Genomic DNA, 16,716 nt, shown 5'->3' with positions numbered 1-16,716 from the left:
GAACCGGAACCGCCGTCGATGCGGCCGGGGAAGGGAGTGTTTATCGTCAGGCAGACGACTATGATCGCGGCATGCCCTACGACCCGTCAGCCTTTCCGCCCTTTGCCGTCACCGTGGACCTGGTCGTGCTGACCGTACGCCGCCATGCCCTGTGTGCGCTGGCGGTCCGCCGGGGCGAGCCCCCGTTCCAAGGGCGCTGGGCGCTGCCCGGAGGTTTCGTACGGGCCGACGAGGACCTCTCCCAGGCGGCGGCGCGCGAGCTCGCCGAGGAGACCGGGCTGCGGGCACACGACCCCTCGGCCCCGGCCCAGGACAACGGGGCTCATCTCGAGCAGCTCGCCACCTACGGGGACCCCAAGCGGGATCCGCGCATGCGCGTGGTGAGCGTCGCGCACCTCGCGCTCGCGCCCGATCTGCCCGCCCCGCGTGCGGGAGGCGACGCCAGCAACGCGCGCTGGGCGCCGGTTGAGGAACTGCTCCAGCAGGGCGGTTACGGCCGCGACGGCGAGCCCGTGGCACCGCTCGCCTTCGATCACCACCAGATCCTCGCCGACGGGGTGGAACGAGCCCGGTCCAAGATCGAGTACTCGTCGCTGGCCACCGCGTTCTGCCCGAGCGAATTCACCGTCGGCGAGTTGCGCCGGGTGTACGAGGCGGTGTGGGGAGTGGCCCTCGATCCGCGCAACTTCCACCGCAAGGTCACCGGAACCCCCGGCTTCCTCGTTCCCACCGGGGGAACGACCACGCGCCAGGGCGGCCGGCCGGCACAGCTCTTCCGGGCGGGCGGCGCCACCCTGCTGAACCCGCCGATGCTGCGCCCCGAGGTCTGAGGCGTACACCGGCCCGGCCGCCCGGACGATCGGGTGGGCCGACCGTGCGGGCGAGGCGTCGGTTCCCCCGAACGGCGGACGTGCACCGGGTCGATCGGCAGCACGTGTGGTAGTAGATCGTGCGATACCCGAAAAAACGGACATGGCGCGCTATCTTGCTGCAGGTGATCCAAGCCTTCGGACTGACCAGCATGCCCCGCAAGGCGCACCCGCCCGCCGTCGACGACGTCTCCTTCGAAGCGCGCGCGGGGCATGTCACCGTGCTGCTCGGCGGCGCCGGCGCGGGCAAGACGACGGCGCTCAGACTCATGCTCGAGCTTCAGGAAGGGCGTGGCATCACCTACTTCAAGGGGCGGCCGCTGCATCGGATCGCGCATCCCTCACGGGAGGTCGGCGTGCTCCTCGGCGATGTGCCGGGTCATCCGGCCCGCTCGGTCCGCGGACATCTGCGCATGTTGTGCGCGGCCTCGGGAGTTCCGGCGCGACGGGCCGACGAGGTGCTCGAAGTGGTCGGCCTCGTCAGCTTCCGCGAGGAACGCCTCGGCACGCTCTCGCGCGGCTTGGACCGCAGACTCGGTCTGGCCTGCGCTCTGCTGGCCGACCCGCACACCCTCGTCCTCGACGAGCCCGCCCACGGCCTCTCCGCCGGTGAGGCGCAATGGCTGCACGGCATGCTGCGAGCCCACGCCGGCCAGGGTGGCACGGTTCTGTACACCACGGCCGACTCCAAGGAGGCCGCCCGCACGGCCGACCGCGTCGTGACCCTCGACGGCGGCAGGCTCGTCGCCGACCAGGATGCCGGAGAGTTCGCCCGGACCCGGCTGCGTCCGCGCGTGGCCGTCCGCAGCCCGCAGGCGGCACGCCTCGCGGCCCTGCTCGCCAAGGAGGCCCGCACCACGCGGCGGTCCGTCGAGGTCGTGCGGGAGGGAGGCAATCGCCTCTCGGTGTACGGCTCCACGACCGCCGATGTCGGCGAGACGGCATTTCGCCACGGCATCCTCGTGCACCAACTCGCGGACGAGATCGGCGACATGGGGCCGGTAGCCGGTGCCGCGCCCGAAGCCTCGTCCGTGGAGGCGGCCGCGGAGGCGGCGAACGAGCCGCATGAGGAACTGGAACAGGCAGGGCCCGGTTCGCCGCAGATGGGGCTCGAGCCGACGGTGTGCGACCTGCCGACGGTGGAGCCCTGCCCCTTGGGGGTCGGACTGGCCGCGTCCGCGTTCGGTGTCCCGGCGCCCGGTTCGTCGGCGGCCGAGTCCGGCGCGTCGGCGTTGGACGCGTCCGTGTCGGAGCAGGCCGCTGTGGCATCCGTCCTTTCGTCGGGAGCGCCGGGCGTCACGGCGTCCGGTTCCCCGGGCAGGGAACGGGGGGGCGTGCCGTTCGGCTTCTCGGTGGAGAAGCGGGAGAACAGCCCGGCGAACACGGCGCCGCACGAGGCTGTGTCCAGCGCCTTCACGGATGCGGAAGCGTCGGAGGCCGAGCGGGCAGAAGCCCTCGGCGGCGAGCGGTCGCCGCTCAGGGAGACGTCCGAGGCCCGGCCGGGGACGGGGCACACTGAGCCCACCCAGCACGTACCGGTCGGGGATGTGTCGCCGGCCGACGCGGTCCCGGGAGCCGGCGTCACGGCGCTCCGCGATGCAGGGCCGGCCGGAGGGGAATCGCTGGACGGGGGTGCCGAAGCGGCCCCCGCCGAGCCGCTCGCGGCAGCCGGTGGCCGCCGGACTTCCGGCCCGGCGGCCACCACGCACACCCGGCTCGATGCGGCCCCGGCCGCCGAGGAGGCGCAGACCGGCAGCACGGGCACCGCGGGGGCGGGTGTGTCGGCTCCGCGCACCCGCCTCCCGGGCGCCAGGAATCCCGGCACCCAGCAGCCACAGGCCGGTCGTGCCGTCGGCGCGGAAGGTGTACGTCCCCTGGATGCGTTCTCCCCCCTCCCGCCCCCCATCTCCGTCCGCGCCGCCCCCAGCCCCCTCCGTCCTCTTCGCTACGAGCTCCGGCGCGCCGCCGGCATCGGCGTCGGCTTCCTCACCTGCGGTGCCGTACTGGTGGTGTCCGCGCTCACCGCCGTACTGCTGGCCAGGATCGGGCACACCCCGCAGGCGCGGCTGTTCGCCGCGTGGCCGCGGGAGCTGCCGCTGCCGCCCGCGGCCCTCGCGGCGGGGCTGCTCGGCGCGCTGGCCTTCGGGGACGAGTTCCGCCACCCCGCCCTGGCGGCGGACCGCGGCACCGTGCCCCGCCGGCTGGGGCTGCTCACCGCGAAACTGCTCGTCTCCGGAGCCACCGCGGCCATGCTCGCCTTCCTCACCGTGGGCTGCGACGCCGAAGCGCTCTACATCGTCTACGGACGGGAGCTGACGCAAGTTCCCGCGGACTGGCTCTCGCTGAGCGCGAGTTGGTTCTGCCTGCTCGTCGGCTGCGCCTGGGCCGGGGTGCTGGCGGGCGGGGTGTTCCGGTCCACCGCGGGCGGCATGGCCGCGGTGCTCGCCGTACCCGTTGTCGTCGTCCCCCTCGTGGACAAGGCCCTGCAGGGGCCCGCCCTGCGCATGGCCGCCGGGTTCCCGCTGCGGATGCGAGAGGTCCTCCTGCTGCAGTGGCCCTTCGGCGGTGAGCGCTACCTGCTCGGAATGGTGCGGGTGCTCTCCCAACCCGTGGGCAGTGCGCTGGCGTTGTCGCTGGCGGCGCTGCTGTGCGCGTACCTGTTCACGACACTGCGGACCCGGTTCCGGTGAAGAGCGTGCGTCCACTTCCGATCCCGCGGTGTGCACAACTCCCCGGGGAAAGGCCATTTCTTTCCGATAAGGCGTCAATTGCGACGGGGTGAGCGATCACCCTTTCGTGTGCTTTTCACCAAAGACCTCAAGGGAGTTGGAGGCGGCGCCGACAAAGGATCCGTGAGTACCCTTGCGCACACCATGATGACCGCCGCCCGCTCCACCGACTCCGGTCTGGCCGGCCCGGGCGAACTCGACCGCTACCCCTACGCAGAGCCCCAGGTGGCCGACCGCGTCGGAGCACCCTCCTGGGAGGGCGCGGACCCGGACCTGGGCCGCGTCGGCCGGCGCGCCGCGGGCAGCCGCGGACGCGGCCTGCACGGCCAACTCGTACAGCAGCTGGGACAGATGATCGTCTCCGGAGACCTGGGCGCGGACCGTCCGCTGGTGCCCGAGGAGATCGGCCAGCGCTTCGAGGTCTCCCGCACCGTCGTCCGCGAGTCCCTCCGTGTCCTCGAGGCCAAGGGCCTGGTCAGCGCCCGCCCGAACGTCGGCACGCGCGTGCGTCCCGTCAGCGACTGGAACCTGCTCGATCCGGACATCATCGAGTGGCGGGCCTTCGGCCCCCAGCGCGACGACCAGCGCCGCGAGCTCAGCGAGCTGCGCTGGACGATCGAACCGCTGGCCGCCCGCCTCGCCGCCGGCCACGGACGGGAGGACGTGCAGCAGCGACTGTGTGACATGGTCGAGATCATGAGCCACGCCATGGCACAGGGCGACGCGCTGACGTACTCGCGCGCCGACAACGAGTTCCACGCGCTGCTCATCCAGATCGCCGGCAACCGCATGCTGGAGCACCTGTCCGGGATCGTCTCGGCGGCGCTGCAGGTCTCGGGCGGCCCGGTCACGGGGTGCGACCGGCCGAACGAGGCGTCGCTCGCACAGCACGCCCGGATCGTCGACGCCCTCGGCACCGGCGACGGCGTGGCCGCCGAGACGGCCATGCGTCAACTGCTCACGGTCCACCCCGAGGTCGAGCGCGTGGTGCCCGCGCCGCGCGAGCACTGACCTCGCGCGGCCAGGACGGTGCGGTCGCCGTGTGCGGCGTCCTCGGGGTGCTCGTGGCGGCGCCGGGCTCGTGCCGGCCGCCGCTGGACCCCGCCGGACCAGTTCGGTCCGGCGGGGTCCAGCGGCGGGACGGGCCACCGGGGAGCACGTGCGCGACCGGGCAGGACGACAACGGTGATCTCCTCTGCCCATGTCTGACCGCCTTTGACCGCTTACGGGGTGTGACTCGGGCCACGCAGATTGGGCGTAACGCTCGCGGAAACAGCGCGATGACCTAAGAGGTGACAGCCGCGGAGGGAATACGGACGCCATCACAGGCGCTGTGCATCTCCCCGGCCCCCGCCCGCTCCGTCGGCCCATCCCCAGGCCGGTGGTCGGCTCCTGTCCGCAGTGGACGGTGCCGGAAGCCGTTTTCCAACGTTCCGAGAGGTTGTTCGTGTCGGCCAGCACATCCCGTACGCTCCCGCCGGAGATCGCCGAGTCCGTCTCTGTCATGGCGCTCATTGAGCGGGGAAAGGCTGAGGGGCAGATCGCCGGCGACGATGTGCGTCGGGCCTTCGAAGCTGACCAGATTCCGGCCACTCAGTGGAAGAACGTACTGCGCAGCCTCAACCAGATTCTTGAGGAAGAGGGTGTGACGCTGATGGTCAGTGCCGCAGAGCCCAAGCGCACCCGCAAGAGCGTCGCAGCGAAGAGCCCGGCGAAGCGCACCGCCACCAAGACGGTCGCGGCGAAGACGGTGACCACGACGAGGAAGGCCACCGCCACCACGGCCGCCCCCGTGGCGCCGGTCGCTCCGGCCGCAGCCGATTCCGCCGAGGAAGAAGCCGCACCCAAGAAGGCCGCGGCCAAGAAGACGACCGCCAAGAAGGCGGCCGCCAAGAAGACCGTCGCGAAGAAGACAGCCGCCAAGAAGACCACGGCCAAGAAGGACGACGTCGAGATTCTCGAAGACGAGGTTCTCGAGGACGCCAAGGTCGCCGACGAGCCCGAAGGCGCCGAGAGCGCGGGTTTCGTACTCTCCGACGAGGACGAGGACGACGCGCCCGCGCAGCAGGTCGCCGCGGCCGGCGCCACCGCCGACCCGGTCAAGGACTACCTGAAGCAGATCGGCAAGGTCCCCCTGCTCAACGCCGAGCAGGAGGTCGAACTGGCCAAGCGCATCGAGGCGGGGCTGTTCGCCGAGGACAAGCTGGCCAATGCCGACAAGCTGGCGCCGAAGCTCAAGCGCGAGCTGGAGATCATCGCCGAGGACGGCCGCCGCGCCAAGAACCACCTTCTGGAGGCCAACCTCCGTCTGGTGGTCTCCCTGGCCAAGCGCTACACCGGCCGCGGCATGCTCTTCCTGGACCTCATCCAGGAAGGCAACCTCGGTCTGATCCGCGCGGTCGAGAAGTTCGACTACACCAAGGGCTACAAGTTCTCCACGTACGCCACCTGGTGGATCCGTCAGGCCATCACCCGCGCCATGGCCGACCAGGCCCGCACCATCCGCATCCCGGTGCACATGGTCGAGGTCATCAACAAGCTCGCGCGCGTGCAGCGCCAGATGCTCCAGGACCTGGGCCGCGAGCCCACCCCGGAGGAGCTGGCCAAGGAGCTCGACATGACCCCGGAGAAGGTCATCGAGGTCCAGAAGTACGGCCGCGAGCCCATCTCGCTGCACACCCCGCTGGGCGAGGACGGCGACAGCGAGTTCGGTGACCTCATCGAGGACTCCGAGGCCGTCGTCCCCGCCGACGCCGTCAGCTTCACGCTCCTGCAGGAACAGCTGCACTCCGTTCTGGACACCCTGTCCGAGCGCGAGGCCGGCGTCGTCTCCATGCGGTTCGGCCTCACCGACGGTCAGCCGAAGACCCTCGACGAGATCGGCAAGGTGTACGGCGTGACGCGTGAGCGCATCCGCCAGATCGAGTCCAAGACCATGTCGAAGCTGCGCCACCCGTCGCGTTCCCAGGTGCTGCGCGACTACCTCGACTAGGTCGCGGTCGTACGACGGCGAAGGCCCGGCTCCCCTCGTGGGGGCCGGGCCTTCGTGCTGCGCGCGACGGCCGAGTGGATCACTCTGGGTGTCCCAGCATCACCCGAGAGTGAGGAGTCTGCATGCGCCCTTCCTTTGCGCGGGCCCTGATCAGGCCGCTGGCCCTGGCCGCCGCCATGACCGCCATACCCCTGGTGGGCGCGGCTCCCGCGGCCGCCGACAACGTGGTGGTCGGGGGCTTTCCGATCGATGTCTCGCAGGCTCCGTGGACGGTCGCGCTGTCCAGTCGTGACCGGTTCGGAGGTACGCGGGCGGGCCAGTTCTGCGGCGGAGTGGCGGTCGCACCGACGGCGGTGCTCACCGCGGCCCACTGCCTGGCCGAGGACGTCCTCGGGGCGCCTCCGAACCGCGTGCGCGACTTCCGCGTCATCGCGGGCCGTACCGATCTGCTCTCGGGCGAGGGCCAGGAGATCGGCGTACGCGACGCCCGGATCAATCCCGGGTACAACAGCGAGACGAACGCCGGCGACTTCGCCGTACTCACCCTCGCCAAGCCGCTGCCGCAGAGTGCGGTCGTCACCATGGCGGGTGCGGGCGATCCGGCCTACACGCCGGGGACGCAGGCCCTGGTCTCCGGATGGGGCGACACGACCGGCGGGGGCGCCTATGCGCACAGGCTGTACGGCGCACACCTGCGCGTGCTGCCCGACGAGCTCTGCGCCCGGGCCTATTCGAGCGGTCGCGACGGCGCGTACCAGGCCGGCAGCATGCTGTGCGCCGGAGAGGCCGCGGGCGGCCCGGACGCCTGCCAGGGGGACAGCGGCGGCCCGCTGGTGGCGGGAGGGCGGCTCATCGGGCTCGTGTCATGGGGGAGCGGCTGCGGCAGGCCTGGCAGCCCTGGCGTGTACACACGCGTCTCCGAGGTCGTACGGGCCCTGGGCGCCGCCGCGGGGACCCAGAAGAAGCCCCACATGCGCTCCTGAGGCGCACGCGCGGGCATGAGCACGGGCGGCCGCTCCGAGAAGGAGCAGCCGCCCGTTCACCGGCCTGTGCCGGGGCTGGCTCGTCGTGTGTGCGAGATTCAGCGCTCTTCTTCGGAAGCGGTGTTCGGAACGGACGTCAGCCGCTCCGACTCGTCCTGTATCTCAGCGGCGATCTTCTTGAGTTCCGGCTCGAACTTGCGACCGTGGTGGGCGCAGAAGAGCAGTTCTCCGCCGCTGAGCAGGACGACGCGCAGGTATGCCTGGGCGCCGCAGCGGTCGCAGCGATCGGCGGCCGTCAACGGGCTCGCGGGGGTCAGAACAGTAGTCACGTCGCCTCTTCTCTAGCTCGACGAGCTGTCGTACCAGGGTCAACATCCAACCAGCCCGAAAACGTTCCCGCTCGTGGCTTTTCCTCGAAAAAATCTTCCGGGGCGGCTGTCTGCTGCCGGTTGGCGGCGAATGTGCCGTAGTGCGTCTCTTGTGGTGCTTACGGTTTCGCGCAGTGTTGTGTCTCGGTCCTCCAGGCCGGGTTGCCTGTTGTTCATGAGGACGTGCCCGGAGCCTAAATGGTTCATGCCTCCAAGGGAACGTGATATGTACTTCACCCCATCGAGGGATCGAACATGCATGCGATCCTGGACTAGTCTGAGTTCCCGACGAGGGTGGCGTTACACCGGCTCTACCAGGCCTCGGTACCCTCTGAGCGGCTACCGAAGCCGTCCCCTTACCCAGTAGGGGGCCAACTGAAATTCAGCGAGGAGCGAACCGCGTGACCGCCGATACGTCCGTGCCGTCCACAGCGCTGCTGGCAGGAGCAGACCGGGACGGTTCCAACTACACCGCGCGGCACCTGCTCGTCCTCGAGGGCCTCGAAGCCGTGCGCAAGCGCCCGGGCATGTACATCGGCTCGACCGACAGCCGCGGTCTGATGCACTGCCTGTGGGAGATCATCGACAACTCCGTGGACGAGGCCCTCGGCGGCTACTGCGACCACATCGAGGTGATCCTTCACGACGACGGCTCCGTGGAGGTGCGCGACAACGGTCGCGGCATCCCCGTGGACGTGGAGCCGAAGACCGGCCTGTCCGGCGTCGAGGTCGTCATGACCAAGCTCCACGCGGGCGGAAAGTTCGGCGGCGGCTCGTACGCAGCCTCGGGCGGTCTGCACGGCGTCGGTGCCTCCGTGGTCAACGCCCTGTCCGCCCGGCTCGACGTCGAGGTGGACCGCGGCGGCCACACCCACGCCATCAGCTTCCGGCGCGGCGTGCCCGGCGCCTTCGCGAGCGAGGGCGCCGACGCCAAGTTCGAGGCCAAGAGCGGCCTGCGCAAGACCAAGAAGATCCCCAAGACCCGCACCGGCACGCGCGTGCGCTACTGGGCCGACCGCCAGATCTTCCTCAAGGACGCCAAGCTCTCCCTGGACAACCTGCACCAGCGCGCCCGGCAGACCGCCTTCCTGGTGCCGGGCCTGACGATCGTCGTCCGCGACGAGTTCGGCCTGGGCGAGGGCGGCAGCAAGGGGGAGGAGTCCTTCCGCTTCGACGGCGGCATCAGCGAGTTCTGTGAGTACCTGGCGGGCGACAAGCCGGTCTGCGACGTCCTCCGCTTCTCGGGCAAGGGCACCTTCAAGGAGACGGTCCCCGTGCTCGACGAGCACGGCCAGATGACCCCCACCGAGGTCACCCGTGAACTGGGCGTGGACGTCGCGATGCGCTGGGGCACCGGGTACGACACCACCATCCGGTCCTTCGTCAACATCATCGCCACCCCCAAGGGCGGCACCCACGTCTCCGGCTTCGAACAGTCCCTGACGGGCGTGTTCAACGACGTGCTGCGCGCCAAGAAGCTGCTGCGGGTGGCCGAGGACAACATCGTCAAGGACGACGCCCTCGAGGGCCTCACCGCCGTCGTGACCGTCCGCCTGGCCGAGCCGCAGTTCGAGGGCCAGACCAAGGAGGTCCTGGGCACCTCGGCGGCCCGCCGCATTGTGAACAACGTGGTCACCAAGGAGCTGAAGGCGTTCCTGACCAGCACGAAGCGGGATGCCGCAGCGCAGGCCCGGGTCGTCATGGAGAAGGTGGTGGCCGCCGCCCGTACGCGCGTCGCGGCCCGCCAGCACAAGGACGCCCAGCGCCGGAAGACCGCCCTGGAGTCCTCGTCCCTGCCGGCGAAGCTCGCCGACTGCCGCAGCGACGACGTCGACCGCAGCGAACTGTTCATCGTCGAGGGCGACTCCGCGCTCGGTACGGCCAAGCTGGCGCGGAACTCCGAGTTCCAGGCTCTGCTGCCGATCCGTGGCAAGATCCTCAACGTGCAGCGGTCGTCCGTGACAGACATGCTCAAGAACGCCGAGTGCGGCGCGATCATCCAGGTCATAGGAGCGGGCTCGGGCCGCACCTTCGACATCGACCAGGCCCGCTACGGCAAGATCATCATGATGACCGACGCCGACGTGGACGGCTCCCACATCCGCTGCCTGCTGCTCACGCTGTTCCAGCGCTACATGCGGCCGATGGTCGAGGCCGGCCGGGTCTTCGCGGCGGTGCCGCCGCTGCACCGCATCGAGATCGTCCAGCCGAAGAAGGGCCAGGACAAGTACGTCTACACGTACTCGGACCGCGAGCTGCGGGACAAGCTCATGGAGTTCCAGAGCAAGGGCATCCGGTACAAGGACTCCATCCAGCGCTACAAGGGTCTGGGCGAGATGGACGCCGACCAGCTGGCCGAGACCACGATGGACCCCCGTCACCGCACCCTGCGGCGGATCAACCTCTCCGACCTGGAGGCCGCCGAACAGGTCTTCGACCTGCTGATGGGCAACGACGTGGCGCCGCGCAAGGAGTTCATCTCCAGCTCGGCGGCGACGCTGGACCGGTCGCGCATCGACGCGTAGCCGCTGCGCTGGACCTCGGCCGACGGGGCCTGTCCGAGGAGGGCGGCTCTGGTCGGCCGAGGTGCCTGAGGAGGGCCGAGCCGGTCGGCTGGAGGTGCCCGCGGAGGGCTGACTGCGGCGGCCGGGGCGGGCGACCTGGAGGGGCGACCGACGGATGGGGTCGGTGGTCTGCGTCCGCGGGCCGGCTCCTTCCGTGCCTGCCAGGGGATCCGCTTTGGCGGGCCGGGTGGTCCTTCTGCCGCTGGCAGGCGGTCCTTCGAGGTCGTCCGGACGGGCTTCGTCGATGGCCGGACGGGTTTTTCGCCGCCTGGCGGACGTACTGCCTTTCACCGGCCGCACGCGGCGGTCAGTGGGACGCGGCCAGGATGCGCCAGGACGCGGCGGTCCGCCGTTCGGCTGTGACGGCCGCGACTGGTGCCGGCAGCGCAGCCCGCGGGGCGCCACAGGGCTGAGCCTGGCAAGTCCCGATCCTGTTGGGCCGGGCAAGGCCTTGGGGCCGGCGCGGGTGGGACCGGGGCTCGTGGGTCGTTCCCGGGTGCGCCGTCAGCTGCCCCCATTCCAAGCCGAGCCGTCGTGAGCAGCGGGCAGGCCCATCCTGACGCCAGTACTGTCCGCCGGGAGCCCGTGGCGCTCGCGGTCGGTCGGCCGGAAAACCGCCCCGACCGGTCTCCGCCTCCCGCCGCGGACCGGTGGAGGAACCGGCCGGATCTACACCCGTGGGTGGAGACGAGCCGCTCCAGGTTTCCACCCGTGATCCACCCCGGCTCCGATCTCCCGACCTGCGCTTTTCCGTAGTTTCGTAGATGTCGGCAGCACCCGCTCCCGGCACCATTACTCGCTCACGGAGGCTCTGATGTCCGGGCTCGTCAACGTGTTGGTGATCGTGGTCGTCGCCGCCATAGTGATCGCGCGGCAGTTCCGCGCCCGCGCGATCAACACCGACCGGCGCTGGTGGCTGATCCCCGTGGTCCTCGCCGTCGTCGCACTGCGTGAGCCGGGCATCCTCGACGCCCATCACCGTGCGGGATCCGCCGTGCTGCTCGTGGTCGAACTGGTCATCGGTGTGGCCACCGGCGCCGGCTGGGCCTGGACGACCCGCATCTGGACGGAACCGGACGGCGTCGTGTGGACCAAGAGCACCAAGGCCAGCGTTGCCGTATGGATCGTGGGCATAGCCCTCCGCATCGGCATCTACGCACTCGGCGCCGTACTCGGCCTGCACCAGGACAGCTCCGCCCTGATGTGCGCTCTCGCCGTCACCCTGCTGGTCCGCGGCGGAATCCTGGTCTGGCGGGCACAGTCGCTCAGTACCGGGAACCGCCCCGCCCCGGCGTACGGTGACGGAATGCGATCGGTCAGGAGGGAGCGCGTGTGAAGGAGAACGCCTGGACACGCTGGCCGTCACGGGAGGCGCTCGGCCGGGACGGGATCTCCCGGCCCCGGCGCCTGATCGCCTGGTCCGTCAGGTGCCTGGTGATCGGCATGCTCCTGTGGGGCGCGTACCACCAGCGGCACATCGGCCTCTGGGGCGGACTCGCCGCGATGGCCGGGGTCCTCGCCACCGCTCTGCTCGCCTGGGCCTTCTTCCGGACCACCTACCAGCACCGGCTGGTGCCGTCCCTGGCGCTGATGGTCGCACTCATGGGCATCGCGGTCGCCGGTGAGGCCACGGGGTTCAGAGGGCCGGCACTCCTGATCTGGTGCGGCTGTGGCATCGGCGCCCTGGAGCGGCTGCCGCTCGCGGCCGCGGCTCCGGTGACCTCGGTGGGCCTGGCGGCGTACGCCGCCTTCAACAACGACGTCTGGCTGACCACGGCCGCCTCGGTCGCGGGCATGGCACTCGCCGGATACGTCCTGCGGCTGGACGCCGAAGCCCGTGGTCACGCGCAGCAACTGCTGGCCCAGGAGCGCGCCGCCCGGGCGGCCGAGGCGGAGTCCGCGGCGCTGGCCGAGAGAGCCCGCATCGCGCGGGAGATCCACGACGTGCTGGCCCACAGCCTCTCGGCGCAGCTGGTGCATCTGGAGGCGGCCCGTCTGCTGATCGAGAACGGCGCGGACCGTGAACGCGTCCTGGAGCGCGTGGTGGCCGCCCGGGGCATGGCCCGCGACGGACTCGCCGAGACCCGGCAGGCCCTGTCGGCACTGCGGGGCGAGCTGACCCCGCTGGAGGACTTCCTGAGCGAACTCGTCAGCGGGACCGACGGCGCGCAGGTCACCGTGACGGGTGAGCGAAGGCCCCTGCCGGCCGAGGCTTCCCAGGCCGTGCGCAGGGTCGCGCAGGAGGCGCTGACGAACGTCCGCAAGCACGCGCAGGGCGCCAAGGTGCACCTGAGACTCGACTACAGCGAGCGCGAAGTGACGCTGGACGTACGGGACTGGGGCGGTCGGCCGGGCGAACTCACGGAGTCCGGAGCCGGGTACGGTCTGCTGGGGATGCGCGAGCGGGCCGAGCTGCTGGGCGGCTCACTGGACGCGCGGCCGGACGAGGAGGGGTTCGTGGTGACGCTGAAGGTGCCTGTATGACGGAGACGGAGGGGGAGAAGAAGCCCGCGCGGGTGGTGGTCGCCGATGACCAGACCGTGGTCCGGGAGGGCATCGTGATGCTGCTCGGGCTGCTGCCGGGAGTGGAGGTCGTGGGTGCCGCGGGAGACGGCGAGGAGGCGGTGCGGCTGGTCGGGGACCTGGCACCGGACGTCGTCCTGATGGATCTCAGGATGCCCCGCTGCGACGGCGTGGAGGCCACCCGGCGGATCCGGGCGCAGTACCCCGGGACCCAGGTCGTGGTGCTCACCACGTACGCGGACGACGAGTCGCTGTTCCCCGCGCTGCGCGCCGGAGCCCGGGGCTATCTGACCAAGGACGCGGGCGGTGACGAGATCGTGCGGGCCGTGGAGAGCGTGCTGTCGGGGGACGCGGGTCTGTCGCCGAGTGTCCAGCGCCGGCTGCTGGAGCGCCTGTCCCAGCCCGAGCCTCCACCGGCGACCGCAGAGGAGCCGCCCGACGGACTGACCGCGCGGGAGACCGAGGTGCTGCTGCTGATCGCCGATGGGCTCAGCAATCAGGAGATCGCCCGCAAGCTGCATGTGTCGACCGCGACCGTGAAGACACACATCAACAACCTGTTCTCCAAAACGGGCCTCAAGGACCGTGCACAGGCGGTGCGTTACGCCTACAGCAAGGGGCTGGTGCGGCCGCCCACACAGTGAATCACCTGATGGGGTGAAGAGCCGGAGGAAGAAGAGTCAGAGATCTTCCCGATCTGTCCATGCTTGGGCATGCAGCCAAGCAATGGTCGTGCGCATGGAGCCGGGGACGGTCCCGAGAGTTCGGCCGAGAACCAGCAGGACCACGGCGCGCCCTCCCGCGGCATGCCGTACGAAGACCCCTGGTACGACGCCCTGGCCTGCGGCTGGGGCGAGTTGGACAGCACCGGTGTGCCGGCGCCGGCGGTGCCACCGGCCCGCGGGGAGCTGAGCGGAGGGACGGTTCGCGCTCGCGATGTGTACGTCGAGGTGCAGCGCAGCGCGGCCTTCCAGGAGGTGCGCACCCGGTACCGGCGGTTCGTCGTGCCGGGAGTCGCCGCCTTCCTCTCCTGGTACGTGGGCTTCGTGGTCACCGCCACGGCCGCGCCGGGGCTCATGGCCCGGCCCGTGGCGGGCGCGGTGAACGTGGCCATGGTGGCCGGGCTGGGGCAGTTCCTCACCACGTTCCTGCTGACCTGGGCCTACGCCCGGCATGCGCGGCTGCGCCGGGACCGGGCGGCGCTGGAACTGCGGTGGGACACCCAGGAACTGGCGCGCGGAATGCGGGGAGACGCCTCGTGACCGGTGATCATCAGAGGCTGGCACTGCTGCTGTTCAGCTGTTTCGTGGCCGTCACCCTCGGGATCACGACGTGGGTGAGCCGCCGCCGGCGGGGTTCGGCGGAGGAGTTCTACGCCGGAGGGCGGCTGTTCTCGCCCATGGAGAATGGTTTTGCCATCGCCGGTGACTACATGTCGGCCGCCTCCTTCCTCGGGGTCACCGGACTCATCGCGCTGTACGGGTACGACGGGATGCTGTACGTCGTGGGCTTCCTGGTGGCCTGGCTGGTGGTGCTGTTCCTGGTGGCCGAACTGGTGCGCAACTGCGGGCGGTTCACCCTGGCCGACGTGGTGGCCGCGCGGATGAGCGAGCGGCCGGTGAGGATCGCCGCGGGAACTTCCTCGGTCACCGTGTCCGTTCTGTATCTGGTGGCGCAAATGGTCGGCGCGGGCAGTCTGGTGGCGCTGCTGCTGGGACGGACGAGCGGAGCTGCGCAGGCCTGGGCGGTCATCGGGGTCGGCGCGCTCATGGTGATCTATGTGTCGTTGGGAGGGATGCGGGCCACCACCTGGATCCAGATCGTGAAGGCGGTGCTGCTGCTGAGCGGCACGATCGCGCTGACGGTACTCGTCCTGCTCCGCTTCCACGGCGACGTCGACCGCCTGCTGCTCACGGCCGCGGACCGCAGCGGTCACGGAAGGGCCTTCCTGGCGCCGGGCCTGAAGTACGGCGGCACGTGGACCGCCCGACTGGACTTCATCAGCCTGGGACTCGCCCTCGTGCTGGGCACGGGGGGACTGCCGCACATCCTGTCCCGCTTCTACACCGTGCCCACCGCGCGGGCCGCCCGCCGTTCCACGGTGTGGTCCATCGGGCTGATCGGCGGCTTCTACCTGATGACGATCGTTCTCGGCTTCGGGGCGGCCGCGGTGGTGGGGACGGATGCGGTGCGCGGCTCGAACGCGGCCGGGAACACGGCGGTGCCGCTGCTCGCCCTCGACCTGGGCGGCGGCGCGGGCTCCACCGGTGGAACGGTTCTGTTCGCGGTCGTGGCCGCCGTCGCCTTCGCCACGATCCTCGCCGTGGTCGCCGGCATCACGCTCGCCTCGTCGGCGTCGGTGGCGCACGACCTGTACGCGTCGCTGCGGCGCTCGCGCGCCAAGGCCCGCAGCGAGGTGACCGTGGCGCGGTGGGCGGCGGTCGCCATCGGTGTCATGGCGATCGCGCTCGGTCTGCTGGCCCGTGACCTCAACGTCGCCTTCCTCGTCGGCCTCGCCTTCGCCGTCGCCGCGTCGGCGAACCTTCCGGTGCTGCTGTACTCGCTGTTCTGGCGCGGTTTCACCACGCGCGGCGCGGTGTGGGCCGTGTACGGCGGGCTGATCCCGGCGCTCGGACTGGTGCTGCTCTCCCCGGTGGTCTCCGGCAGCCCGGCTTCACTGTTCCCGGACGTCGACTTCCAGTACTTCCCGCTGCAGAACCCGGGCATCGTCTCCATCCCGCTCGGCTTCCTCGCCGGCTGGCTCGGCACGATCACCTCCGACGAGGTCGCCGACGGGGCCAAGTACGCCGAGACGGAGGTCCGGTCGCTGACCGGTGCGGGCGCCGCGTAGCCGGGCGGGACCGGTACTGCCGGTCGGGCGGGCGACCGCCGGCCGAGCTGCCTCAGGGCGCCACCCAGGCGTAGCGGTGCTCAGGCCGGCCGGTGTCGCCGTACTTCAGGGAGAGCCTGAGCCGGCCGGCCTGCTCCAGGTGGCGGAGGTAGCGCTGCGCCGTGGAGCGGCTCAGGCCCGTCCGGGCGGCCACCTCGTGGGCGGACAACGGCTGGTCCGCGCGGTGCAGGACGCCGCAGATCAGATCGGTCGTGGGCTCCGAGTGGCCGCTCGGCAGGCCGGGCGTGGACGGTGCGGGGGACGCCCGCAGCGCCCCGAAGATCCGGTCGACCTGCTCCTGTCCGGTCAGGCCGTGGCCGCCGACCCGGTCCACGGTGCGCCGCAGCGCGGCATAGGAGTCGAGGCGGGCCCGCAGGGCGGCGAAGGTGAACGGTTTGACCAGGTAGTGCAGGGCGCCCAGGCGCATCGCCCGCTGCACGGTCGTCACGTCGCTGGCCGCGGTGATCATGATGACGTCCGTGCCGTGACCCTGCTCCCGCATGCGGTGCACGAGATCGAGCCCCGTCCGGTCCGGCAGATAGTGGTCGAGCAGGACCAGGTCGACGCTGCCGCGTTCGACGGCGGCCAGTGCCTGGGCGGCGCTGTGCGCACGGGCGGTCACCCGGAATCCGGGAACCTTCCCCACGTACTTGGCGTTTATCTCAGCGACGCGGAAGTCGTCGTCCACGACCAGGACGTCAATCATCAGGCCTCTCCTCCAAGGCCGACGAGCGTTGAGCCCGTGTTTCGGCTCCGCAGTTGTAGCGCGAGCAAAAAGAGCACAACAGGCTCTTGCGA

General features: G+C 70.8%; 13 protein-coding genes. 11 read left to right on the top strand and 2 right to left on the bottom strand.

Going from position 1 to position 16,716, the window contains the following annotated elements; all coding sequences use genetic code 11:
* Positions 1–71 precede the first annotated feature (71 nt).
* From ABB07_RS09985 to ABB07_RS09965, 5 genes are all read left to right on the top strand, one after another.
* Positions 72–830, top strand: coding sequence for an NUDIX hydrolase (locus ABB07_RS09985; RefSeq protein WP_055709754.1), 759 nt, complete (start codon positions 72–74; stop codon positions 828–830).
* A 164-nt stretch (positions 831–994) separates the two neighbouring features.
* The gene (locus ABB07_RS09980; RefSeq protein ID WP_208898385.1) at positions 995–3,559 is read left to right on the top strand and encodes an ABC transporter ATP-binding protein; all 2,565 of its coding nucleotides are present in this window, start codon (positions 995–997) and stop codon (positions 3,557–3,559) included.
* Positions 3,560–3,721: 162 nt separating this feature from the next.
* On the top strand, positions 3,722–4,609 hold the full coding sequence (locus tag ABB07_RS09975) for a FadR/GntR family transcriptional regulator (protein WP_208898384.1): 888 nt from the start codon (positions 3,722–3,724) through the stop codon (positions 4,607–4,609).
* A gap of 436 nt (positions 4,610–5,045) precedes the next feature.
* Positions 5,046–6,590, top strand: coding sequence for an RNA polymerase sigma factor (locus ABB07_RS09970; protein ID WP_208898383.1), 1,545 nt, complete (start codon positions 5,046–5,048; stop codon positions 6,588–6,590).
* A gap of 122 nt (positions 6,591–6,712) precedes the next feature.
* On the top strand, positions 6,713–7,573 hold the full coding sequence (locus ABB07_RS09965; protein WP_208898382.1) for a serine protease: 861 nt from the start codon (positions 6,713–6,715) through the stop codon (positions 7,571–7,573).
* Positions 7,574–7,671: 98 nt separating this feature from the next.
* Here the strand turns inward: ABB07_RS09965 and ABB07_RS09960 are convergent, their stop codons facing one another.
* The gene (locus ABB07_RS09960) at positions 7,672–7,902 is read right to left on the bottom strand and encodes a DUF7455 domain-containing protein (RefSeq protein ID WP_208898381.1); all 231 of its coding nucleotides are present in this window, start codon (positions 7,900–7,902) and stop codon (positions 7,672–7,674) included.
* A gap of 440 nt (positions 7,903–8,342) precedes the next feature.
* On the opposite strand from ABB07_RS09960, the gene ABB07_RS09955 reads away from it, so the two are divergent.
* The 6 genes from ABB07_RS09955 (at position 8,343) to ABB07_RS09930 (ending at position 15,879) form a co-directional block, all read left to right on the top strand.
* Positions 8,343–10,466 carry a DNA gyrase/topoisomerase IV subunit B gene (locus ABB07_RS09955; protein WP_208898380.1) on the top strand — a complete coding sequence of 708 codons (2,124 nt, stop codon included), beginning with the start codon at positions 8,343–8,345 and terminating at the stop codon, positions 10,464–10,466.
* An 853-nt stretch (positions 10,467–11,319) separates the two neighbouring features.
* Positions 11,320–11,841: a CcdC protein domain-containing protein gene (locus tag ABB07_RS09950; protein ID WP_208898379.1), complete on the top strand. Its 522-nt coding sequence runs from the start codon at positions 11,320–11,322 to the stop codon at positions 11,839–11,841.
* Positions 11,838–12,989, top strand: coding sequence for a sensor histidine kinase (locus tag ABB07_RS09945; protein WP_208898378.1), 1,152 nt, complete (start codon positions 11,838–11,840; stop codon positions 12,987–12,989). The genes ABB07_RS09950 and ABB07_RS09945 overlap by 4 nt, the downstream gene beginning before the upstream one ends.
* Positions 12,986–13,672, top strand: a complete 687-nt coding sequence (locus tag ABB07_RS09940; protein ID WP_208898377.1) for a response regulator transcription factor — start codon at positions 12,986–12,988, stop codon at positions 13,670–13,672. The genes ABB07_RS09945 and ABB07_RS09940 overlap by 4 nt, the downstream gene beginning before the upstream one ends.
* Positions 13,673–13,834: 162 nt before the next feature.
* Complete coding sequence (locus tag ABB07_RS09935; RefSeq protein ID WP_244189306.1) at positions 13,835–14,290, top strand: DUF485 domain-containing protein; 456 nt, start codon at positions 13,835–13,837, stop codon at positions 14,288–14,290.
* Positions 14,287–15,879, top strand: a complete 1,593-nt coding sequence (locus ABB07_RS09930; protein ID WP_208898375.1) for a solute symporter family protein — start codon at positions 14,287–14,289, stop codon at positions 15,877–15,879. The genes ABB07_RS09935 and ABB07_RS09930 overlap by 4 nt, the downstream gene beginning before the upstream one ends.
* A gap of 52 nt (positions 15,880–15,931) precedes the next feature.
* Here the strand turns inward: ABB07_RS09930 and ABB07_RS09925 are convergent, their stop codons facing one another.
* The gene (locus tag ABB07_RS09925) at positions 15,932–16,624 is read right to left on the bottom strand and encodes a response regulator (RefSeq protein ID WP_208898374.1); all 693 of its coding nucleotides are present in this window, start codon (positions 16,622–16,624) and stop codon (positions 15,932–15,934) included.
* Positions 16,625–16,716: the final 92 nt, after the last annotated feature.

Origin of the sequence: Streptomyces incarnatus, assembly GCF_001027185.1 — a bacterium.
In the GTDB taxonomy this organism is placed as follows: Bacteria; Actinomycetota; Actinomycetes; order Streptomycetales; family Streptomycetaceae; genus Streptomyces; species Streptomyces puniciscabiei.
The sequence above is the reverse complement of the archived record's forward strand: the minus strand, read 5'-3'. Positions and strand labels throughout refer to the sequence as shown.

What these genes read in the sequence shown, in the direction of transcription:
- ABB07_RS09925 (WP_208898374.1), bottom strand. Translation starts at nt 16,624, where the DNA reads ATGATTGACGTCCTGGTCGTGGACGACGACTTCCGCGTCGCTGAGATA.
- ABB07_RS09950 (WP_208898379.1), top strand. Translation starts at nt 11,320, where the DNA reads ATGTCCGGGCTCGTCAACGTGTTGGTGATCGTGGTCGTCGCCGCCATA.
- ABB07_RS09965 (WP_208898382.1), top strand. Translation starts at nt 6,713, where the DNA reads ATGCGCCCTTCCTTTGCGCGGGCCCTGATCAGGCCGCTGGCCCTGGCC.
- ABB07_RS09940 (WP_208898377.1), top strand. Translation starts at nt 12,986, where the DNA reads ATGACGGAGACGGAGGGGGAGAAGAAGCCCGCGCGGGTGGTGGTCGCC.
- ABB07_RS09985 (WP_055709754.1), top strand. Translation starts at nt 72, where the DNA reads ATGCCCTACGACCCGTCAGCCTTTCCGCCCTTTGCCGTCACCGTGGAC.
- ABB07_RS09935 (WP_244189306.1), top strand. Translation starts at nt 13,835, where the DNA reads ATGCCGTACGAAGACCCCTGGTACGACGCCCTGGCCTGCGGCTGGGGC.